Below are 19,880 nucleotides of genomic sequence, written 5' to 3' on the forward strand. Positions count from 1 at the left end.
ATGCCCGCATCTCTCAATGCGGGCATTTTTTATGGGACAGCGTTACTTACTGATCATCAAAATACCGCTCATGCCAATCCACCAGCGGCTGTGGCGCATTGAGCTTCTGCCCGTAGATCACCGAATAAGACAGCACGTTCTGCACATACTGACGGGTTTCGTCGAACGGGATGCTTTCCACCCACACATCGAAACTCAGGTGATCGGCGCCGCGCAGCCATTGGCGTACACGGCCCGGGCCAGCGTTGTAGGCAGCGGTGGCGAGCACGCGGTTGCCGTTGAACTGGGCATGGACCTGGCTCAGGTACGCCGCGCCGAGCTGGATGTTCTTGTCCGGGTCGAGCACCTGCTGTTGCGAGGCCAGCGGGATGCTGAATTTGCGTGCGGTCTCTTTGGCGGTGCCCGGCATCAGCTGCATCAGGCCGGTGGCGCCGACGCCAGAGCGGGCGTCGTCCATGAAGGCGCTTTCCTGGCGGGTGATCGCAAACACCCAGCTTGAATGCACGCCACGGACCTTGGCTTCACGCACCAGGGTGTCGCGGTGGGCCATCGGGAAGCGGATATCCAGGTCATCCCAGTACTGCGCCTGGCTGATGGTGCGGATCGCCGGGAAGTACCATTTCATGTCATAGGCCAGCTTGGCCTGGGCGACCATTTCGTCGCGGTTGAAGTGCCGGCTCACGTGGTACCACTCGCGACGGCCATCAACGATCTGGCCGCGGGCGTAGAACTCCAGGGCGCGGCGTACGCCCGGGGTGTTGCGCACCTTGTTCATCAGCGCCTGGCTCATCACCAGCGGCTTGTTGTTCAGTTGGTACGGCGACTGGGAGCGATCCGCCGCCAGGAAGCCGTAGAAGTCACGTTCCTTGGCCAGGCCCTTGTACATCACCAGGGCTTGCGGGTTTTTCGGCTCTGCCAGTTCCAGGCTGCGGGCCTGCCAGTAACGCCAGCGGTTGGTGGTGGCCAGATCCTGGGGCAGCTTGCGGGTCAACTGGTAGGCGTCTTCCCAACGGGCCAGGCGCAGCAGCAGGCGCAGGCGCCATTCGGAAACGGTGTTGTCCCGCAGTTCCGGATCGTATTTGGTCATCACGTCGAGGGCGCGCGGGTCGTAGCGGCGCGCCAGGGTCAGGCCGATTTCCCGGGCGATCGACACTTTTTCGTCACGAGAGAAGTGCATGCTGCTGGCATAACCGTCGAGCAGGGCCATGGCCTTGTCCGGGTCCTGGCGGGCCAGGCGGCGAAGGCCCAGGCCGACGGCGTCGGACATCGCCTCGTTGGCCGGCAGGAAGCGCGACGGGTCGCTGAGCATGTCGGGCTTCTGCGCCACGTCTACCATCAGGCGGCCTTGGGCGCCGAGGGTCGGCAGGGTTTTCACCAGGCTGTTGGCCAGCGGGTAGTTGCGCGCTTCGGCGGCCAGCTTGGCGCGGTCCCAGATTTTTTGTTCGGTCAGTTGGCCGTCGGCGGCCCACTGGCCAAAGGTGGCATCACAGGCAGCAGGCTGGGATTTACCGGTCAGCCACAGTTTCTCGGTGGTTTTATAACCTTCGGCTTTTTGGTTATGGGTCAGCTGGAACTGTCCGTGCAGGCAGTCCAGTTCGACGAAATTGAGTTTTGGGTCGTAGTACTTTTCAAAGGTTTGCCAGTCGCCACGGTCGGCCAGCCAGCGCAACCAGCGCAGTTTCATCCAGTTGGCCTGGGGCAGGTCGCCGTTCTTGGCGAGGAATTGTTCGATTTCCTCGTTGCTCGCGGTTTTCAGGCGCGCGGTCAGTTCGTCGTAGGCCAGGTATGGCGTCAACGGGTAGTCGGCCAGGGACTGGCTGTACTGGAAATACGGGCCGCTGTCGCCTTTGGCGAGGGCTCGTTTGGCTTCATCGTAATATTGACGTTGGGTGGTGAGGTCCACGGCCTGGGCGGATTGAACGGCGGTGGCAGAAAGAAGCAGACAAGATAAAAAGCTGAAAAGGCGACTGCGCATGAGACGTCCGTGCAGAGGAATCTGGACTAGTGCCGACGTCGCCGACACTGATTGCCCCTAGCTTAGCCTTTTGGCTGCAACCGGTGAAAGCTTTGCCGGTCGCTTCGTTCAAGTTCATCTGAAATGTCCAACAGAACATGTCAACGGCGAAAATGCCGGCCGCCTCGCGCCCTAAGTCAGGTAGAATGCGCGCCCAGTTTTTGGAGAAGCGTATGACCCTGCTCAAATTCAGCGATGTGTCCCTTGCTTTCGGCGCTATGCCGTTGTTGGACAAGGTGTCCTGGCAGATCGCCCGTGGTGAGCGGGTGTGCATCATCGGCCGTAACGGCACCGGCAAGTCCAGCATGATGAAGCTGGTAAAAGGCGACCAGAAGCCCGATGACGGCTCTGTCTGGCGCGCACCGGGCCTCAAGATTGGCGAATTGCCGCAAGAACTGCCGGTGGCCGACGGACGGACAGTGTTCGACGTGGTTGCCGAAGGCCTTGATGGCGTGGGCGCATTGCTCGCCGAATACCATCACCTGGCACAGAACTGCGTCACCGAAGAAGACCTGGACAAGCTGATGCACGTCCAGCAAGACCTCGAAGCCCGTGACGGCTGGCGCCTGCAGCAATTGGTCGACAGCACCCTGAGCCGCCTGCAACTGCCGGCCGACAAGACCCTCGCCGAATTGTCCGGCGGCTGGCGTCGCCGCGTCCTGCTGGCCCAGGCCCTGGTTTCCGAACCGGATCTGCTGCTGCTCGACGAACCGACCAACCACCTGGACATCGGCGCAATCGCCTGGCTTGAAGAAGCCCTCAAGGATTTCCAGGGCGCCGTGCTGTTCATCACGCACGACCGTTCTTTCCTGCAAAACCTCGCCACACGCATTCTCGAACTGGATCGTGGCGGCCTGATCGACTGGAATGGCGACTACGCCAGCTTCCTGGTGCATAAAGAAGCTGCACTGTCCGCCGAAGAAACCGCCAATGCGCTGTTTGACAAAAAGCTGGCTCAGGAAGAAGTCTGGATCCGCCAGGGTATCAAGGCCCGTCGCACCCGTAACGAAGGCCGCGTACGCGCCCTGAAAGCCTTGCGCGTTGAGCGCAGCGAGCGTCGCGAGCGCACCGGCAAGGCCAACATTCAGCTGGATACCGCCGACAAGTCCGGCAAGCAGGTGATGGTCCTGGAAAACGTCAGCTTCCATCACCCGGACGGCCCGTTCCTGATCAAGGACTTCTCCATGGTCCTGCAGCGCGGCGACCGTATCGGCCTGCTCGGCGCCAACGGTACCGGCAAGACCACCTTGCTCAAGCTGATGCTCAATGGCCTGCAACCGACCAGCGGCACAGTGGAAGAGGGCACGCGCATCGACGTGGCCTACTTCGACCAGTTGCGTCACCAGTTGGACCTGGAAAAAACCGTGATCGACAACGTCGCCGAAGGTCGCGACTTTATCGACATCGACGGCCAGAGCCGCCACGTATTGAGCTATCTGGGCGACTTCCTGTTCAGCCCGCAGCGTGCACGTACACCGGTGAAAGCCTTGTCTGGTGGTGAGCGTGCGCGTCTGCTGCTGGCCAAGCTGTTCAGCAAGCCAGCCAACCTGCTGGTGCTCGACGAACCGACCAACGACCTCGACGTTGAAACCCTGGAACTGCTGGAAGAGGTCTTGCTGACCTTCAACGGCACCGTGCTGATGGTCAGTCACGACCGGGCATTCCTCGACAACGTGGTCACCAGCACCCTGGTCTTCGAAGGTGAAGGCAAGGTACGTGAATACGTCGGTGGTTATCAGGACTGGCTGCGTCAGGGCGGTTCGCCGCGCCTGCTGGGCGTGACCGAAAGCAAATCCGGCAAGGCTGACCTGACCTCGGCCGTGGTTGCCCCGGTGGCTGCTGCTCCTGCCCCTGCGCAAGAAGCGCCTGCGGCCAAGAAGAAGCTCAGCTACAAGCTGCAACGCGAGCTGGAAGCACTGCCGGGCGATATCGATGCCAAGGAACAGCAGATCGCTGCCGTTGAAGCTGAAATGGCGGACGCGGGTTTCTATCTGCGCCCTGCTGCCGAAACCGCCAAGGTGATTGCATCCCTCGAGCAGTTGAACAGCGAGCTGGAAGCCCTGGTTGAGCGCTGGGCCGAGCTGGATGCCTGAGTGATTCAAGCGCAATAAAAAACCCGGCGCTCATTTGTATGAGCGCCGGGTTTTTTGTATGAAACGCGGTTCAAATGTGGGAGCGGGCTTGCTCGCGAATGCGGTGTGTCAGTCCATATATTTGTCGACTGATCCACTGCTTTCGCGAGCAAGCCCGCTCCCACACAAGCCCGCTCCCATATTAAATTGCTGTTGGTCTTACGAGCTCTTTACCAGTTTCACTGCCAGCACATCGCAAGGTGCGCCGTGCAGCACGTCATTGGCGGTGGAGCCCAGCAGCAGGGCCAGCCCGTGGCGGCCATGGCTCCCGACCACGATCAGGTCGCAACCTTGTTCCTTGGCCAGGTGGTGGATTTCCTGGCGCGGCTGGCCGTAGGTCAGGTGGCTCTGGTCTTTTTTCAGGGCGGGGTACTTGTTGATCAGTCGATCAAGGCGTTCCTTGGCCTGGTCGAACTGCTGCTGTTGCAGCTGGGAAAGGTCCATTGGCACGTCGCCACCAAAGGCCATGGCCATCGGTTCGACGATATGCACCAGGGACAGCTTCACCGAATCGCCTGCAAGGCCTACGGCCCGCTTGATCACGGGGTCGCATTCTTCGGTCAGGTCCACGGCGACCAGAATATGTTCGTAGGGCATGAGGAGTTTCTCCAAAGGAAAGCGATAAGTTCAGTATGGCTTGTTTCAAGCGGATGGGGTTGCGTCAGGTCAAATCCGCTCATCAAGAAATTCGGGAGTACACATATGACGGTCTGGATAGTGGTGTCAATCCTTGCGCTGGTTTTGAGTCCGCTGGCGTGGCTGCGTCCTTCGCGCCATTCGAGCGGGCGCATGGCTTTGCGCATGGAGGCGCGGCGCATCGGTTTGGCCATGCAACTGACACCTCAGGAGTGGCCGCACTGGCTCAAGCACGAGCCGCCGAGCCCGTGCGCGCAGTATCACCGGCCGCGACGCGGCACCAAGCTTGTGACCTGGAGTTATTGGCAGTTGGAACCGGGGGTGTGGGTCAATCAGTGGCAGGAAATCTGCGTTGATGAAAAGTTGTTGCCGCATTTTGCGACGCTGCCTGAGAACGTCTACAAAGTCGAAGCCGACAAGCAAATGATCACCCTGTACTGGGGCGAGAAGGGCGAGTTGAGCGTGTTGCAGGACATTGACGCGGTGCTCAAGGCGCTGGCCTGAGATTCCTGCAGGCATTAAAAAGCCCGAAAGCATCATCGGGCTGGAGTTGGCCAGGCAGGCCGGTAATTCGTTTTACGTGCCGCTAGCCTAGCCGCATATTCGGTTCTGTACAGCCCTTTAAATCATATTTCTCATTATTGATTTCGCGAATGATTAAACATTGGCGGGGCGATGCCGGCTGCTTCGGGTTCTGAAATGACTGAAAAGTCGCGTCTTAGCGGCCCTTTCGAGCGATTGACAATTCATCGGATTTGGCTGAAGGTGACGTACCCAAATCAAACGGGCGTATGAATTGAGCGTTTGTCTTTCAGACCGTTCGTACAGAATCCCGACTATCGCGTTGGCGGGTGTGCCTGGCAAATTGGCGTTAGCATCGACGGTAACGTCAGTGTCTACGCTGAATCCTGCGTCCGACGTGTACTGTTCAGCTTCCATATCGTGGAGATCAGTTGATGATTTACGAAGGTAAAGCCATCACGGTTAAGGCTCTTGAAAGTGGCATCGTCGAATTGAAATTCGACCTCAAGGGCGAGTCCGTCAACAAGTTCAACCGTCTAACCCTGAATGAATTGCGTCAGGCCGTAGACACCATCAAAGCAGATGCATCGGTCAAGGGCGTGATCGTCTCCAGCGGCAAGGACGTGTTCATCGTCGGCGCTGACATCACCGAATTCGTCGACAACTTCAAGCTGCCCGATGCCGAGCTTGTGGCTGGCAACCTCGAAGCCAACAAGATTTTCAGCGATTTCGAAGACCTCAACGTGCCGACCGTTGCCGCGATCAATGGCATCGCCTTGGGCGGCGGTCTGGAAATGTGCCTGGCCGCCGACTTCCGCGTGATGTCTGCCACCGCGAAAATCGGCCTGCCGGAAGTCAAGCTGGGTATCTACCCAGGCTTCGGCGGTACCGTGCGCCTGCCGCGCATCATCGGTGCCGACAACGCCATCGAGTGGATTGCCGCCGGCAAGGAAAACCGTGCTGAAGACGCGCTGAAAGTCGGCGCCGTGGATGCCGTGGTGGCTCCCGACAAGCTGGCAGAAGCCGCACTGAACCTGATCAAAGGCGCCATCAGCGGCGAATTTGACTACAAGGCCAAGCGTCAGCCAAAGCTGGAAAAACTCAAGCTCAACGCCATCGAACAAATGATGTCGTTCGAAACCGCCAAAGGTTTCGTGGCTGGCCAGGCCGGCCCGAGCTACCCGGCGCCGGTTGAAGCGATCAAGACCATCCAGAAGGCCGCGAACTTCGGTCGCGACAAGGCCCTGGAAATCGAAGCTGCCGGCTTCGTCAAACTGGCCAAGACTTCTGCGGCGCAGAGCTTGATCGGTCTGTTCCTGAACGACCAGGAACTGAAGAAAAAGGCCAAGGCCTACGACGAAATCGCCCGCGATGTGAAACAGGCTGCCGTACTCGGCGCCGGTATCATGGGTGGCGGTATCGCCTATCAATCGGCGTCCAAAGGCACGCCGATCCTGATGAAAGACATCAACGAACACGGTATCGAACAGGGTCTGGCAGAAGCCGCGAAACTGCTGGTAGGCCGCGTGGATAAAGGCCGCATGACGGCAGCGAAAATGGCTGAAGTGCTTAACGGCATTCGTCCTACGCTGTCCTACGGCGATTTCGGCCACGTCGACCTGGTGGTCGAAGCGGTTGTCGAGAACCCGAAGGTCAAGCAGGCGGTACTGGCTGAAGTTGAAGCCCAGGTTAAAGAAGACACTATCCTGGCTTCCAACACCTCGACCATTTCCATCACCTTGCTGGCCAAGGCCCTCAAGCGTCCGGAAAACTTCGTCGGCATGCACTTCTTCAACCCGGTGCACATGATGCCGCTGGTGGAAGTGATCCGTGGCGAGAAGTCCAGCGAGTTGGCCGTTGCCACCACCGTTGCCTACGCCAAGAAAATGGGCAAGAACCCGATCGTCGTCAATGACTGCCCGGGCTTCCTGGTCAACCGCGTACTGTTCCCGTACTTCGGCGGTTTCGCCAAGCTGGTCAGCGCCGGTGTGGACTTCGTGCGCATCGACAAGGTCATGGAAAAATTCGGCTGGCCAATGGGCCCGGCGTACCTGATGGACGTGGTCGGCATCGACACCGGCCACCACGGTCGCGACGTAATGGCTGAAGGCTTCCCGGACCGCATGAAAGACGACCGCCGCTCGGCGATCGACGCGCTCTACGAAGCCAAGCGCCTGGGCCAGAAGAACGGCAAGGGTTTCTACGCCTACGAGACCGACAAGAAGGGCAAGCAGAAGAAAGTGGCCGACCCATCGGTTCACGAAGTACTCGCGCCGGTCATCTACGAACAGCGTGAAGTGTCCGACGAGGACATCGTCAACTGGATGATGATCGCCCTGTGCCTGGAAACCGTGCGCTGCCTGGAAGATGGCATCGTTGAAACCGCAGCCGAGGCCGACATGGGCCTGGTCTACGGTATTGGTTTCCCTCCATTCCGTGGTGGTGCGCTGCGTTACATCGATTCCATCGGTGTGGCCGAGTTCGTTGCCCTGGCTGATCAATACGCTGATCTGGGCCCGCTGTACCACCCGACTGCGAAGCTGCGTGAGATGGCCAAGAACGGCCAGAGCTTCTTCGGTTAAGTGCCCAGACGACTAGAGCGAGAATATTTATGAGCTTGAATCCAAGAGACGTCGTGATTGTCGACTTCGGTCGTACGCCGATGGGCCGCTCCAAGGGCGGCATGCACCGCAACACCCGCGCTGAAGACATGTCGGCGCACCTGATCAGCAAATTGCTGGAACGCAACGTCAAGGTCGACCCGAACGAAGTCGAAGACGTGATCTGGGGCTGCGTCAACCAGACCCTGGAGCAGGGCTGGAACATCGCCCGCATGGCTTCCTTGATGACGCAGATCCCGCACACCGCTGCCGGCCAGACCGTCAGCCGCCTGTGTGGCTCGTCCATGAGCGCGTTGCACACCGCTGCCCAAGCGATCATGACCGGTAACGGTGATGTGTTCGTGGTCGGCGGCGTGGAGCACATGGGCCACGTCAGCATGATGCACGGTGTCGATCCGAACCCGCACATGTCCCTGTACGCGGCGAAAGCCTCGGGCATGATGGGCCTGACTGCGGAAATGCTCGGCAAAATGCACGGCATTACCCGCGAAGCCCAGGATGCATTCGGCCTGCGTTCCCACCAGTTGGCCCACAAGGCGACCGTGGAAGGCAAGTTCAAGGATGAAATCATCCCGATGAACGGCTACGACGAGAACGGTTTCCTGAAACTGTTCGACTACGATGAAACCATTCGTCCGGACACCACCCTGGAAAGCCTGGCGGCCTTGAAGCCTGCCTTCAATCCAAAGGGCGGCACCGTGACAGCCGGTACTTCGTCGCAGATCACCGACGGTGCTTCGTGCATGATCGTGATGTCGGCCCAGCGTGCCCAGGACCTGGGCATCCAGCCGATGGCCGTGATCCGTTCGATGGCAGTCGCAGGTGTGGACCCGGCAATCATGGGCTATGGTCCAGTACCGGCCACACAAAAAGCATTGAAGCGCGCGGGCCTGACCATCTCCGATATCGACTTCTTCGAGCTCAACGAAGCTTTCGCCGCACAGGCCCTGCCAGTGCTGAAAGATTTGAAAGTGCTCGACAAGATGAACGAGAAGGTTAACCTGCACGGCGGCGCGATTGCCCTGGGTCACCCGTTTGGGTGTTCCGGTGCTCGTATCTCCGGCACGTTGCTGAACGTGATGAAGCAAAATGGCGGCAACCTTGGGGTTGCGACCATGTGCATTGGCCTCGGCCAAGGCATCTCCACCGTCTTCGAACGTATCTAAACGTTTCGCTGACGGAAGCCGGGGCCCAGTGCCCCGGTTTTTGTTTTTTGGAATTTTTTATATTTTTTTTTAACAAATTTTGTAAGAGGGCCAGAGCATGAAAGTCGAACCAGGGCTCTACCAGCATTATAAAGGTCCGCAGTACCGCGTTTTTAATGTGGCGCGGCATTCCGAGACCGAAGAGGAAGTGGTGTTTTACCAAGCACTGTATGGCGATTACGGCTTTTGGGTGCGTCCCTTGAGCATGTTCCTGGAGACCGTCGAAGTTGACGGCGAACAGGTCCCGCGCTTTGCTTTGATCCAGGTCGAACCCAGCCTTTTTTCCGCGCAATAAAGGCAGGCCGCGCAGAATGCTGCGCTTGACCTCACCTTGTTGCCACTATATATAGCGTTGCCGCGTCAGGCGCCAACCGCCTTTCACTTCTCGAATTCAGGAATTTTCCGATCCATGGGCAAATCGCTGGTCATTGTGGAATCCCCGGCTAAGGCCAAGACCATCAACAAGTACTTGGGTAACGAGTACGTGGTGAAGTCGAGTATCGGCCATATCCGAGACCTGCCCACCAGCGGTTCGGCTAGCGCCAGCAAGGAGCCTGCCGCCAAGCGCGGCAAGGCGGCTGCGGGCGAAGGTCCGGTGCTCACGCCTAAAGAGAAAGCGCGCAAGCAGCTGGTCTCGCGCATGGGTGTCGATCCCGATCATGGCTGGAAAGCCAAGTACGAGATCCTCCCGGGCAAGGAGAAGGTCATCGAAGAGCTGCGCCGGCTCGCCAAAGATGCTGACACCATCTATCTCGCAACCGACTTGGACCGCGAAGGGGAGGCTATTGCCTGGCACCTGCGGGAAGCCATCGGTGGTGACGACAGCCGCTACAAGCGCGTGGTGTTCAACGAAATTACCAAGAAGGCAATCCAGGAAGCCTTCTCCAAGCCGGGCGAACTGGACATTGACCGCGTCAATGCCCAGCAGGCCCGTCGCTTCCTCGACCGCGTCGTGGGTTACATGGTCTCGCCGCTGCTGTGGGCGAAGATCGCCCGTGGCCTGTCCGCCGGCCGTGTGCAATCGGTTGCGGTAAAGCTGGTGGTGGAGCGTGAGCGCGAGATTCGTGCGTTCAACCCTGAAGAATATTGGGAAGTGCACGCTGACCTGGGCACTGCCAAGGGCAACAACGTGCGCTTTGAAGTGGCCCGCGAGAAAGGCGAGGCCTTCAAGCCGCTCAACGAAGCCCAGGCCATGGCTGCGCTGGAGAAGCTCAAGGCTTCCAGCTACAGCATCGTCAAGCGTGAAGACAAGCCCACCAGCAGCAAGCCGTCGGCGCCATTCATCACGTCCACCCTGCAACAGGCTGCGAGCAACCGCCTGGGCTTCGGGGTCAAGAAGACCATGATGATGGCCCAGCGTCTGTATGAAGCGGGCTACATCACGTATATGCGTACCGACTCCACCAACCTGTCGCAAGACGCGGTGGCGATGGCGCGCACTTATATTGAAAGCGAGTTCGGCAAGAAGTACCTGCCGGAGAAGCCGAACGTCTATAGCAGCAAGGAAGGCGCACAAGAGGCTCACGAAGCGATTCGTCCCTCCGACGCCAACACCGAGCCAAGCAAGCTGAGCGGCATGGAGCGCGACGCTGAGCGCCTCTACGAGCTGATCTGGCGCCAGTTCCTGGCGTGCCAGATGCTGCCGGCGCAATACCTGTCGACGACTGTCAGCGTGGGTGCTGGTGACTTCGAGCTGCGTGCCAAGGGCCGTATCCTCAAGTTCGACGGTTACACCCGCGTGATGCCGCAAATCGCCAAGCCGGGCGACGATGACGTGCTGCCGGACATGGCCCAGGGCGATGTGTTGAAGCTGATCAAGCTCGATCCGTCCCAGCACTTCACCAAGCCGCCGGCGCGTTATTCGGAAGCCAGCCTGGTCAAGGAGATGGAAAAACGCGGTATCGGTCGTCCTTCGACCTATGCGGCGATCATCTCCACCATCCAGGACCGCGGCTACGTTGCCTTGCACAACCGTCGTTTCTACTCGGAAAAGATGGGCGACATCGTCACCGAGCGCCTGTCCGAGAGCTTCTCCAACCTGATGGACTACGGCTTCACCGCCGGCATGGAAGAGAATCTCGATGACGTGGCCCAGGGCGAACGCGACTGGAAAAACGTGCTCGACGAATTCTACGGCGACTTCAAGAAGAAACTCGAAGTGGCTGAAAGCGCCGAGAACGGCATGCGTGCCAACCAGCCGGTGATGACGGACATTCCGTGCCTCACCTGCGGTCGTCCGATGCAGATTCGTACCGCGTCCACTGGTGTGTTCCTCGGTTGCTCGGGTTATAGCCTGCCGCCGAAAGAGCGTTGCAAGGCCACCGTCAACCTGGTGCCAGGTGATGAAATCGCTGCCGATGACGAGGGTGAATCCGAGTCGCTGGTACTGCGTGGCAAGCACCGTTGCCCGATCTGCAGCACGGCGATGGACGCCTATCTGCTGGACGAGAAGCACAAGCTGCACATCTGCGGTAACAACCCGGATTGCAACGGCTATGAGATCGAAGAAGGCACTTACCGCATCAAGGGCTACGAAGGTCCGAGCCTGGAATGCGACAAATGCGGCAGCGAGATGCAGCTCAAGACCGGCCGTTTCGGCAAGTTCTTCGGTTGCACCAACCCGACGTGCAAGAACACCCGCAAACTGCTGAAAAGCGGTGATGCGGCGCCGCCGAAGATGGACCCGGTGAAGATGCCTGAACTCAAGTGCGAGAAGGTCAACGACACCTACATCCTGCGTGATGGCGCTTCGGGGCTGTTCCTGGCTGCCAGCCAGTTCCCGAAAAATCGCGAGACCCGTGCTCCGCTGGTGATCGAGATCGTGCCCCACAAGGACGAGATCGATCCGAAGTACCACTTCCTCTGTGAAGCGCCGAAGAAGGACCCGGACGGTCGCCCGTCCGTAATCCGCTATAGCCGCAAGACCAAGGAGCAGTACGTGCAGACTGAAGTGGAAGGCAAGCCTACCGGCTGGAAAGCGTTCTACGACGGTGGCAAGTGGAAGGTCGAGGACAAGCGCCAGGGCGCTTGATACGATCAGCCATATGAACAAAGGCCGCCTTTATAGGCGGCCTTTTTTTGCGCTTGCAGTGGACTTGGCTGATCCCTGACACTGTTCAGCCAGCATCACGCCTTATTCGTTGTGGAGACTGCCTTCATGGCCAACGAACTCTATACCCGTACCAACCAGAAAATTTACTTCGCGGGTTTGTCCCTGGAAGCCCTTGGCCGCGCCGAGGAAGGAAAGGAGATGAACGCTATCGCGCTGGTGCAGGCCGGGCGTGAAGCGGCGCTGTTTCACCTGTATGGCGCCTTGCTTGGCTTGTGCCATGAAATTGCCGGGTTCTACCGCTTGCCTCAGGCCGGTTCACCGCGTGCAGAGATGATCATCAACCGTGATGTGCTGGAGTCCATGGCCATTCCGGAGTTGGCCGAGCTGGTGGAAATGGCGCAGAGCCCGGACAGCTGGTTGGCACGCTTGCTGGTAGCTCACGCCGAGATGTTCCAGCCGCCTCGTGTACCTCACAAGCCCAAGGGGGATGTGACCCAGCCGCTGATCCTGGCCGTGAGCCTGGAAGAAGAGGGGCCTGCGCCATTAAGCCGTGAAGAGCTGGAAAGCTGGCGACAGGAGTTGAAGAAGTTGGCCATTCGTTTTCGGGATGGGCTGAACGAGTGCTGAGTTAAGTCAGGCACCATTCATCAAGCCGTAAAGAAAGCTGTTCAGATCCTGAGCGAGGCCGCGCTGATGACTGATATAATGCCGGCCTTTCGTGGAGAACAGACTTTTATGCCAACGTCCTTTCTGGAAATTGTTGAACTGCCCGACGGCCGAATTGAGCTGCGCCGGGCTGAGGACGAGGGTTCTCTGGTAATTTTGGATTTTTCCGAAGATGCAAAAGCATTCCTGCAGGGCCAGCACGTGGAAGTGGCAAAAGCCATGTTGAGCGTAGGTGTGCAGATGGCAGGGCGCCTGGCTGAGGGCGAGCCGGAGAAGGAAGACGGCCCACGGATTCTTCACTGAGTCCGTTTGTCGGCTTTTTTGTAAGCTTTAGTCGTGCAGATCGGCTTCTCAAGCCTGAAGAAGCCTCGCGTCATGGCGGATCCTGACAGAGTCAGTTATACGCGCATCGTTTTATCCCAACCGAATGTTCAAGCTCTGCGCATCGCCCGTACGTGCGGCGCTGATCAGCTGCTGCCTGGCCGCTGTTGTCAGCGGGTTCAGCCAACTGACTACCGTGTGGCTACGGCCCAGGCGCAAGGCTTCGCAGGTCAGCTGCTGGGCACTTTGGGTGCCGCGGGGTTGCAGCAACAGGATGCGCTCGCGGTTCAGGCCGGCGTCCCGCAGCCAGGCCTGGGTCAGGCTGGACGGTGGGGCGATCAGCGTCAGCCAGCGTGCATCCTGTTCCTCGCTCAATTCGCGAAGGATCGGCGCCAGCAGGCTCAGGCAGCTCCCGGCAGCACCGCGCAACGACAGTTCACTGAACGCCTCGGGTTCGGCGCTCCAGGGCGCTTCGACCGTTTCCTTGAGGATGGGCGCAAGGGGCTGGGCCATAAAGGCCTCAAACAGCGACAGCTGAGTGTGTTGTGGGGTCTGTAGGAACTGCATGATGCCTCCGTTAGCGGCGAATAACGCCGACGCTTAAGCCTTCAATCACCAGGTCCTGATCCTTCAGGTTCACTTCAATCGGCGCAAACTCAGGGTTCTCGGCCAGTAGCCAGACCTTGCTGCCTTCGCGCTTGAAGCGTTTGACCGTCACTTCATCGCCAATACGGGCGACGACGATCTGGCCATTGCGGGCTTCACGTGTGGTATGGACGGCCAGCAGATCGCCGTCGAAAATACCCACATCCTTCATGCTCATGCCGTGGACTCGCAACAGGTAGTCGGCACGGGGATGGAAGAACGTCGGGTTGATATTGCAGGATTCCTCGACGTGCTGTTGCGCCAGGATCGGCGCACCGGCTGCGACCCGCCCGATAATCGGCAGTGTCGACTCGTCGGCCTTGGCTTCGAAGCCAGGGATACGAATGCCCCGTGAGGCACCCGGGGTCATCTCGATCGCACCTTTGCGGGCGAGGGCCTTGAGGTGTTCTTCAGCGGCGTTGGGCGACTTGAATCCCAGTTCCAGCGCAATTTCCGCTCGGGTCGGCGGGTAGCCGTTGTCATCGAGGCAGCGCTTGATAAAAGCCAGAATCTCAGCTTGGCGTGGCGTCAGTTTTAGCATGTTGATCGCTCTGTCTTTTTATACAGTGACTGGGATTATATACAGTGGACTGCGCTTGGCAATCACCGTTTTCAGTCACTCCGCTGGACGGTCGTTTGTCATACGTCCTACAGGCTGAAAACAGCACTGCCTACAGACCTTGGCGAATGTGATTAAATGGCCATGAAATCGGTGACCGACCAGCCGCAAAGCGACCTGCAGGCTTGACAAGACACAGCTTGAAACGTATGTTTCAAACAAGTGTTTGTCAGGCGGAGTAGCCATGGCCCAGTCGGAAACCGTTGAACGCATTCTCGATGCTGCCGAGCAGTTGTTCGCGGAAAAAGGATTTGCTGAAACCTCATTGCGGCTGATCACCAGCAAGGCCGGGGTCAACCTGGCAGCAGTGAACTACCACTTCGGCTCCAAGAAGGCGCTGATCCAGGCCGTGTTCTCTCGGTTCCTGGGGCCTTTCTGTATCAGCCTCGACCGTGAGCTGGAGCGTCGCCAGGCCAAGCCTGAAAACAAGCCAAGCCTGGAAGACCTGCTGGAAATCCTCGTAGAACAAGCCCTGGTGGTCCAGCCTCGCAGCGGCAACGACCTGTCGATCTTCATGCGCCTGTTGGGCCTGGCATTCAGCCAGAGCCAGGGTCACCTGCGTCGCTATCTGGAAGACATGTACGGCAAGGTGTTCCGCCGCTATATGTTGCTGGTCAACGAAGCCGCACCGCGTATTCCGCCGATCGAGCTGTTCTGGCGCGTGCACTTCATGCTCGGTGCCGCGGCGTTCAGCATGTCCGGGATCAAGGCCCTGCGTGCGATTGCCGAGACCGACTTTGGCGTGAACACCTCCATCGAGCAGGTGATGCGCCTGATGGTGCCGTTTCTCGCTGCCGGCATGCGTGCCGAAACCGGCGTTACCGACCAGGCCATGGCCGCCGCCCAGTTGCGTCCCCGCAGCAAGTCGGTACCGGTACCGGCCAAGGTTTAACCCCGTCCGGGTGTGCGCGGCCGCTTGCATCCGCTAAGCTAGCCGCCCATGCCGATTTCAGCTATTTACCCACAGCCCGTTGCTCTCGCTGAGCGTCCGTCTCCAGATTCAACCCTGGCGATGCGATCTCGCGAGGGCTCCGGGCTGCGTGCGTTATTTAAGGAAGCTTTATGACCCAAGCCCTGCAAGGCTCTTTGATGGTGGACGTCGCCGGTACCTGGCTGACGGCTGAAGACCGCCACTTGTTGCGCCAGCCCGAGGTGGGCGGCCTGATCATTTTTGCGCGCAATATTGAGCATCCGCGCCAGGTGCGTGAGTTGAGCGCCGCGATTCGCGCCGTGCGCCCGGACCTGCTGCTGGCGGTCGATCAGGAAGGCGGCCGGGTGCAGCGCTTGCGCCAAGGGTTCGTCCGCCTGCCGGCGATGCGCGCCTTGGCCGACAACCCGAATGCCGAACAACTGGCCGAGCAGTGCGGTTGGATCATGGCGACAGAAGTACTGGCGGTCGGCCTGGACCTGAGCTTCGCGCCGGTACTGGACCTCGATTACCAACGCAGCGCAGTCGTGGGCACGCGCGCATTCGAAGGCGACCCCGAGCGCGCCGCGGTGCTTGCCGGTGCCTTTATTCGCGGGATGAACAGCGCTGGCATGGCCGCTACCGGCAAACACTTCCCCGGCCACGGCTGGGCCGAAGCCGATTCCCACGTCGCGATTCCCAATGATGAGCGCAGCCTGGAACAGATTCGCGCCAATGACCTGGTGCCTTTCGCACGCCTGAGCAAGCAGTTGGCGGCCGTCATGCCGGCCCACGTGATTTATCCACAGGTCGACGCGCAACCGGCCGGCTTCTCCCGGCGCTGGCTGCAGGACATCCTGCGCGGTGAGTTGCAGTTCGACGGGGTGATTTTCAGTGATGACCTGTCGATGGCTGGCGCTCACGTGGTCGGTGATGCTGCGAGCCGTATCGAGGCGGCGCTGACTGCAGGCTGCGACATGGGCCTGGTGTGCAACGATCGCGCTGCCGCTGAATTGGCCCTGAGTGCTGCCCAGCGCATGAAGGTCACGCCATCGGCGCGTATTGCGCGGATGCGTGGACAAGCTGTGGCTTCGACCGAGTACAAGCAGGATCCGCGTTGGTTGGCAGCGTTGGGTGCGCTGCGAGATGCTCAATTGATTGATTAAGACCGCGTCGCGTCCATCGCAGGCAAGCCAGCTCCCACAGGGAAATGCATTCCAAATGTGGGAGCGGGCTTGCCCGCGATGGCGATCTTAATGTCAGCGCTTTTCCTGCTTATGAGGCAACGGCGCAAACAGCGCCTCGATATCCTCATTCCCCAGCTTCCAATCCCCCGTCGTCCGCCCATCCAGAACGCCTGCCGCCAGATCAGACTTTTCCTTCTGCAAATGCTGGATTTTCTCTTCCACGGTACCCCGGGCAATCATCTTGTAGACGAACACCGGCTTTTCCTGGCCAATGCGATACGCACGGTCGGTCGCCTGGTTTTCCGTCGCCGGGTTCCACCACGGGTCGTAGTGAATCACCGTGTCCGCTTCCGTCAAGTTAAGCCCGACGCCACCGGCCTTCAGGCTGATCAGAAAGATCTGCAGCTTGCCGCTCTGGAAATCCTTCACCGGCGTGCGTCGGTCCCGGGTTTGCCCGGTCAGCAGCGCATAGTCAACGCCACGCTTCTTCAGCTCAGCCTCAATCAGGCTCAGCATCGAGGTGAACTGGGAAAACAGCAGAATTCTGCGGCCTTCGGCAAACAGCTCGTCGAGCATCTCCATCAAGCTGTCGAGCTTGCCCGAACTGCTGCCCTTCGCCGGCAATGTCGCATCATTGACCAGACGCAAATCACAGCACACCTGGCGCAGCTTGAGCAGCGCTTCCAGGATGATGATCTGGCTACGGGCCACGCCTTTGCGGGTAATCTCGTCGCGGACTTTCTTGTCCATCGCCAGGCGCATGGTCTCGTACACGTCGCGCTGGGCTTCGTTGAGGTCGACCCAATGAATGATCTCGGTCTTGGGCGGTAATTCCGTCGCCACCTGCTCCTTGGTACGGCGCAGCAGGAACGGCTTGATCCGACCATTAAGGTGCTGCAATCGCACATCGCTGCCGCGCTTTTCGATTGGCACACGGTAATCGCGGTTGAAGCTCTTCACATCTCCCAACCAGCCTGGCAGCAGAAAGTGGAACAGCGACCACAGCTCGCCCAAGTGGTTTTCCAGCGGTGTACCGCTGAGGCACAGGCGCTGGCGGGCGTTCAGCTCGCGGGCAGCCTGGGCGGCCTTGCTGTTGGGGTTCTTGATGTACTGCGCTTCGTCGAGGATCAACACGTGCAAGGGCAGGGCAGCCAGTTGCTCGATGTCCTTGGGCAGCAGGGCGTAGGTGGTCAGCAGCAGGTCGTAGTCCTGCAACTGAGGGAAATGTTTCTTACGCCCGGCGCCGTACAACGCCAATACTTTGAGCTGCGGTGTGAAGTGCGCCGCTTCGTCGAGCCAGTTCGGGATCAGGCTGGTGGGCATCACCACCATGCACGGCCGGTCCAGGCGCCCGGCGATTTTCTCGCTGAGAATATGCGCCAGGGTCTGCAGGGTTTTACCCAGGCCCATGTCGTCCGCAAGAATCCCGCCGACGTCGAGCTGGCGCAGCGACTGCATCCAGCTCAGGCCTTCCAACTGATAAGGACGCAATGTGGCGTTCAAGCCCTCGGGCGCTTCGCAGCTGAAATCTTTGATGTCCCGCAGACGCTGGGCGAAGTTGCGGATCTTTTCGCCGCCTTCCCACTGCAGCGGCAAGTCTTCCAGCGGGTTCAGGCGAATGGCGTCGGCCTTGGCCAGGCGCAGCGCAGTGGTGCCCGGCTCTTGCAGGTAGAACTCGCCCAGGGTCGCCAGCACCGGTTTCAGCCGCCCGTAAGGCAGTGCCACTTGCAGCGGGCCGTGGCCGTTAGGCAGGCCGGGAATGTTCACCAGGATCAGTTCGTCATCGCGGCGCCGCGCGAGTTTTTCCGGGTTGAGAATCTCGGTGTGGGAGCGCATCAGGTTCAACAGAATCGGCAGCAGGCTCAGGCGTTCGCCGTTGACGATGATCCCAAGTTCCAGATCAAACCAGTCGCGCTCCGGCATTTCGTCGACGCTGGCGTACCAATCGTCGACGGTGCTCAGGTCGAAGCCGAAATCTTCATCGATCTGTAGTTCCCAGCCCTGGACGCGCAGAGTCGGCGATGCATTCAGGGTGAAGTTCAGCCAGGCGCTGTCATTGACCATCTCGAACAGCTCGCCGGCGCTTTCCGGCAGGGCCTTGCTCTGGCGCGTGGCGATCTTGAAGCCCAGCAGGCGCAGTTGTTCGCGAAACTGCTGCTCCACATCGGGGTGGCGCTTGATCCGCAGGCTCTGTTGTTCCTGGCGCACGATGATGTCGGCGTTCTTCTGACCGCTGACGTAGTTGCCCAAATAGTTGAAGGACAATGCTGCGCGATGCTGGATATAACGCTGCATTTTGCCGTTGCGCGGCTCGAAGGCGCTGAACTCGATACTCGCCAGCCATAGGCGCGGAACCGGTTGGACGTCTTCCATTACCACTTGCGGCAATACCACGCGGTTATCCAGCACCGCCTGGAGCTTCTCCAGCAACTCGGCATCCTGGGCCGCCGCCGGGTAGGCCAGGGTTTCCTGGACCTTGAGCAGCACCGCCGCGATGTGTTTGCAGTTGGTGTGCACGGGGCAGGTGCAGCGGCTGTCCACCAGGATCAACGTGCCCTTGGCGGATTCGCGCAGTGAAATGGTCTGGCGGTAGACGTTGCCGCCCGAGCCTTCGCAACTGGCAATGATGGTGCTGTCGCCGGACTCGACGATCCGCACGCGGTTTTCCAGGGCGTAGCGCCGGCCGCGCTCAAGGCTTTGCTCTTTAAAGCGATTGGCCCACGAAGGGGCCAGGGGTTTGGTCAACGACGACGTCAGGGGCATGGTGCTGGATCAGTCCTGGACATCGGGCGGTGGTGCGCTGGGCGGCTTGGCAGTCAGCGAAGTGATCTTGATCAGCAGGGCGAGGTGGCCGCCGTCCAGGTAGTTGAGCTGGTTGTTCTTGGTGCGCACGTCTTGCTGGCTGAGGTGTTCGCTGGCAATGACGCTGCCGTTGGCGTCGAACTGGTTGACCCAGAAGTCCGCGTCGATATCGGTGAAGCGCCCAAGCTGCAGGTTGAGGGTGCCTTCGATAGGGAACTGGCCGAACTGTTCCTGGCCGTCGCTGATGGCCAGCTTCACCGGTTGTTCACCGAGATTCTGCTCCCAGGACTTGTGCAGCAGCACGGTGTAGTCGCTGCTGGCTTGCAGCTTCTCGACAATATTGCCCAGTCGCGGCGGGCTCATTTTGTCGGTCCCCAGGCGCGGCGCGCCCGCGTCCCAGTTTTCCGGCGCCGCACGGCTATTGATCGCCGGCTCGGCGTTCTGCCGCACCAGGATCATCTCCACCAGGTACGGGCTGTCGGCAAACGCCGAAGGCGCAACGACCACCAACAACAAGCTCAAAATGCGGAACAGGCGCATTGGGGCGTCCT

At 59.7% G+C, this 19,880-nt stretch carries 16 protein-coding genes; 10 read left to right on the forward strand and 6 right to left on the reverse strand.

Annotated features, from left to right (window positions below):
- Positions 1–46: 46 nt before the first annotated feature.
- Entirely contained in the window at positions 47–1,975 is a 1,929-nt protein-coding gene (locus K0H47_RS09575) for a transglycosylase SLT domain-containing protein (RefSeq protein WP_219272443.1), read from the reverse strand.
- A gap of 212 nt (positions 1,976–2,187) precedes the next feature.
- Between K0H47_RS09575 and K0H47_RS09580 the strand changes: the two genes are divergently transcribed.
- A complete protein-coding gene (locus K0H47_RS09580; protein WP_063032268.1) occupies positions 2,188–4,107 on the forward strand; it encodes an ATP-binding cassette domain-containing protein in 1,920 nt (639 codons plus the stop codon).
- A 198-nt stretch (positions 4,108–4,305) separates the two neighbouring features.
- On the opposite strand, the gene K0H47_RS09585 is transcribed toward K0H47_RS09580, so the two are convergent.
- The gene (locus K0H47_RS09585) at positions 4,306–4,743 is read right to left on the reverse strand and encodes a universal stress protein (protein WP_003218985.1); all 438 of its coding nucleotides are present in this window, start codon (positions 4,741–4,743) and stop codon (positions 4,306–4,308) included.
- Positions 4,744–4,848: 105 nt separating this feature from the next.
- Between K0H47_RS09585 and K0H47_RS09590 the strand changes: the two genes are divergently transcribed.
- The 7 genes from K0H47_RS09590 to K0H47_RS09620 all read left to right on the forward strand — a co-directional run bounded on the left by K0H47_RS09590 (position 4,849) and on the right by K0H47_RS09620 (position 13,151).
- Entirely contained in the window at positions 4,849–5,286 is a 438-nt protein-coding gene (locus tag K0H47_RS09590; protein ID WP_063032266.1) for a hypothetical protein, read from the forward strand.
- 452 nt (positions 5,287–5,738) lie between these two features.
- Positions 5,739–7,886, forward strand: coding sequence for a fatty acid oxidation complex subunit alpha FadB (gene fadB / locus K0H47_RS09595; protein WP_219272445.1), 2,148 nt, complete (start codon positions 5,739–5,741; stop codon positions 7,884–7,886).
- 29 nt (positions 7,887–7,915) lie between these two features.
- On the forward strand, positions 7,916–9,091 hold the full coding sequence (fadA, locus tag K0H47_RS09600) for an acetyl-CoA C-acyltransferase FadA (RefSeq protein WP_003218978.1): 1,176 nt from the start codon (positions 7,916–7,918) through the stop codon (positions 9,089–9,091).
- Positions 9,092–9,188: 97 nt separating this feature from the next.
- The gene (locus K0H47_RS09605) at positions 9,189–9,425 is read left to right on the forward strand and encodes a DUF1653 domain-containing protein (protein ID WP_010176359.1); all 237 of its coding nucleotides are present in this window, start codon (positions 9,189–9,191) and stop codon (positions 9,423–9,425) included.
- A gap of 114 nt (positions 9,426–9,539) precedes the next feature.
- Positions 9,540–12,161, forward strand: a complete 2,622-nt coding sequence (gene topA / locus K0H47_RS09610; protein WP_017477200.1) for a type I DNA topoisomerase — start codon at positions 9,540–9,542, stop codon at positions 12,159–12,161.
- Between the two features lie 126 nt (positions 12,162–12,287).
- Positions 12,288–12,809 (forward strand): DUF6586 family protein, encoded by a 522-nt coding sequence (locus tag K0H47_RS09615; RefSeq protein WP_063032262.1) that lies wholly within the window; start codon positions 12,288–12,290, stop codon positions 12,807–12,809.
- 108 nt (positions 12,810–12,917) lie between these two features.
- Positions 12,918–13,151 (forward strand): hypothetical protein, encoded by a 234-nt coding sequence (locus K0H47_RS09620; RefSeq protein WP_003218969.1) that lies wholly within the window; start codon positions 12,918–12,920, stop codon positions 13,149–13,151.
- 111 nt (positions 13,152–13,262) lie between these two features.
- On the opposite strand, the gene sulA is transcribed toward K0H47_RS09620, so the two are convergent.
- Positions 13,263–13,736, reverse strand: a complete 474-nt coding sequence (gene sulA, locus K0H47_RS09625) for an SOS-induced cell division inhibitor SulA (protein WP_017477202.1) — start codon at positions 13,734–13,736, stop codon at positions 13,263–13,265.
- Between the two features lie 10 nt (positions 13,737–13,746).
- Positions 13,747–14,355 (reverse strand): transcriptional repressor LexA, encoded by a 609-nt coding sequence (gene lexA / locus K0H47_RS09630; RefSeq protein WP_003172575.1) that lies wholly within the window; start codon positions 14,353–14,355, stop codon positions 13,747–13,749.
- A gap of 262 nt (positions 14,356–14,617) precedes the next feature.
- Here lexA and psrA point away from each other — a divergent pair, with 262 nt between their 5' ends.
- The gene (psrA, locus tag K0H47_RS09635; RefSeq protein ID WP_003218964.1) at positions 14,618–15,325 is read left to right on the forward strand and encodes a transcriptional regulator PsrA; all 708 of its coding nucleotides are present in this window, start codon (positions 14,618–14,620) and stop codon (positions 15,323–15,325) included.
- 170 nt (positions 15,326–15,495) lie between these two features.
- Positions 15,496–16,506: a beta-N-acetylhexosaminidase gene (gene nagZ / locus K0H47_RS09640; protein ID WP_003218962.1), complete on the forward strand. Its 1,011-nt coding sequence runs from the start codon at positions 15,496–15,498 to the stop codon at positions 16,504–16,506.
- Positions 16,507–16,599: 93 nt separating this feature from the next.
- Here nagZ and K0H47_RS09645 read toward each other — a convergent pair whose 3' ends face one another.
- Positions 16,600–19,290, reverse strand: coding sequence for a DEAD/DEAH box helicase (locus tag K0H47_RS09645; protein WP_219272447.1), 2,691 nt, complete (start codon positions 19,288–19,290; stop codon positions 16,600–16,602).
- Between the two features lie 9 nt (positions 19,291–19,299).
- Positions 19,300–19,869 (reverse strand): CsiV family protein, encoded by a 570-nt coding sequence (locus K0H47_RS09650; protein WP_063032256.1) that lies wholly within the window; start codon positions 19,867–19,869, stop codon positions 19,300–19,302.
- Positions 19,870–19,880: the final 11 nt, after the last annotated feature.

Source organism: Pseudomonas sp. Xaverov 83, assembly GCF_019352905.1.
Classification (GTDB): Bacteria; Pseudomonadota; Gammaproteobacteria; order Pseudomonadales; family Pseudomonadaceae; genus Aquipseudomonas; species Aquipseudomonas yamanorum.

Coding starts and splice junctions, on each gene's coding strand:
- K0H47_RS09575 (WP_219272443.1), bottom strand. CDS start 1,975: ATGCGCAGTCGCCTTTTCAGCTTTTTATCTTGTCTGCTTCTTTCTGCC.
- topA (WP_017477200.1), top strand. CDS start 9,540: ATGGGCAAATCGCTGGTCATTGTGGAATCCCCGGCTAAGGCCAAGACC.
- fadA (WP_003218978.1), top strand. CDS start 7,916: ATGAGCTTGAATCCAAGAGACGTCGTGATTGTCGACTTCGGTCGTACG.
- K0H47_RS09580 (WP_063032268.1), top strand. CDS start 2,188: ATGACCCTGCTCAAATTCAGCGATGTGTCCCTTGCTTTCGGCGCTATG.
- K0H47_RS09585 (WP_003218985.1), bottom strand. CDS start 4,743: ATGCCCTACGAACATATTCTGGTCGCCGTGGACCTGACCGAAGAATGC.
- K0H47_RS09615 (WP_063032262.1), top strand. CDS start 12,288: ATGGCCAACGAACTCTATACCCGTACCAACCAGAAAATTTACTTCGCG.
- K0H47_RS09590 (WP_063032266.1), top strand. CDS start 4,849: ATGACGGTCTGGATAGTGGTGTCAATCCTTGCGCTGGTTTTGAGTCCG.
- K0H47_RS09650 (WP_063032256.1), bottom strand. CDS start 19,869: ATGCGCCTGTTCCGCATTTTGAGCTTGTTGTTGGTGGTCGTTGCGCCT.
- sulA (WP_017477202.1), bottom strand. CDS start 13,736: ATGCAGTTCCTACAGACCCCACAACACACTCAGCTGTCGCTGTTTGAG.
- psrA (WP_003218964.1), top strand. CDS start 14,618: ATGGCCCAGTCGGAAACCGTTGAACGCATTCTCGATGCTGCCGAGCAG.
- fadB (WP_219272445.1), top strand. CDS start 5,739: ATGATTTACGAAGGTAAAGCCATCACGGTTAAGGCTCTTGAAAGTGGC.
- K0H47_RS09620 (WP_003218969.1), top strand. CDS start 12,918: ATGCCAACGTCCTTTCTGGAAATTGTTGAACTGCCCGACGGCCGAATT.
- K0H47_RS09605 (WP_010176359.1), top strand. CDS start 9,189: ATGAAAGTCGAACCAGGGCTCTACCAGCATTATAAAGGTCCGCAGTAC.
- K0H47_RS09645 (WP_219272447.1), bottom strand. CDS start 19,290: ATGCCCCTGACGTCGTCGTTGACCAAACCCCTGGCCCCTTCGTGGGCC.
- nagZ (WP_003218962.1), top strand. CDS start 15,496: ATGACCCAAGCCCTGCAAGGCTCTTTGATGGTGGACGTCGCCGGTACC.
- lexA (WP_003172575.1), bottom strand. CDS start 14,355: ATGCTAAAACTGACGCCACGCCAAGCTGAGATTCTGGCTTTTATCAAG.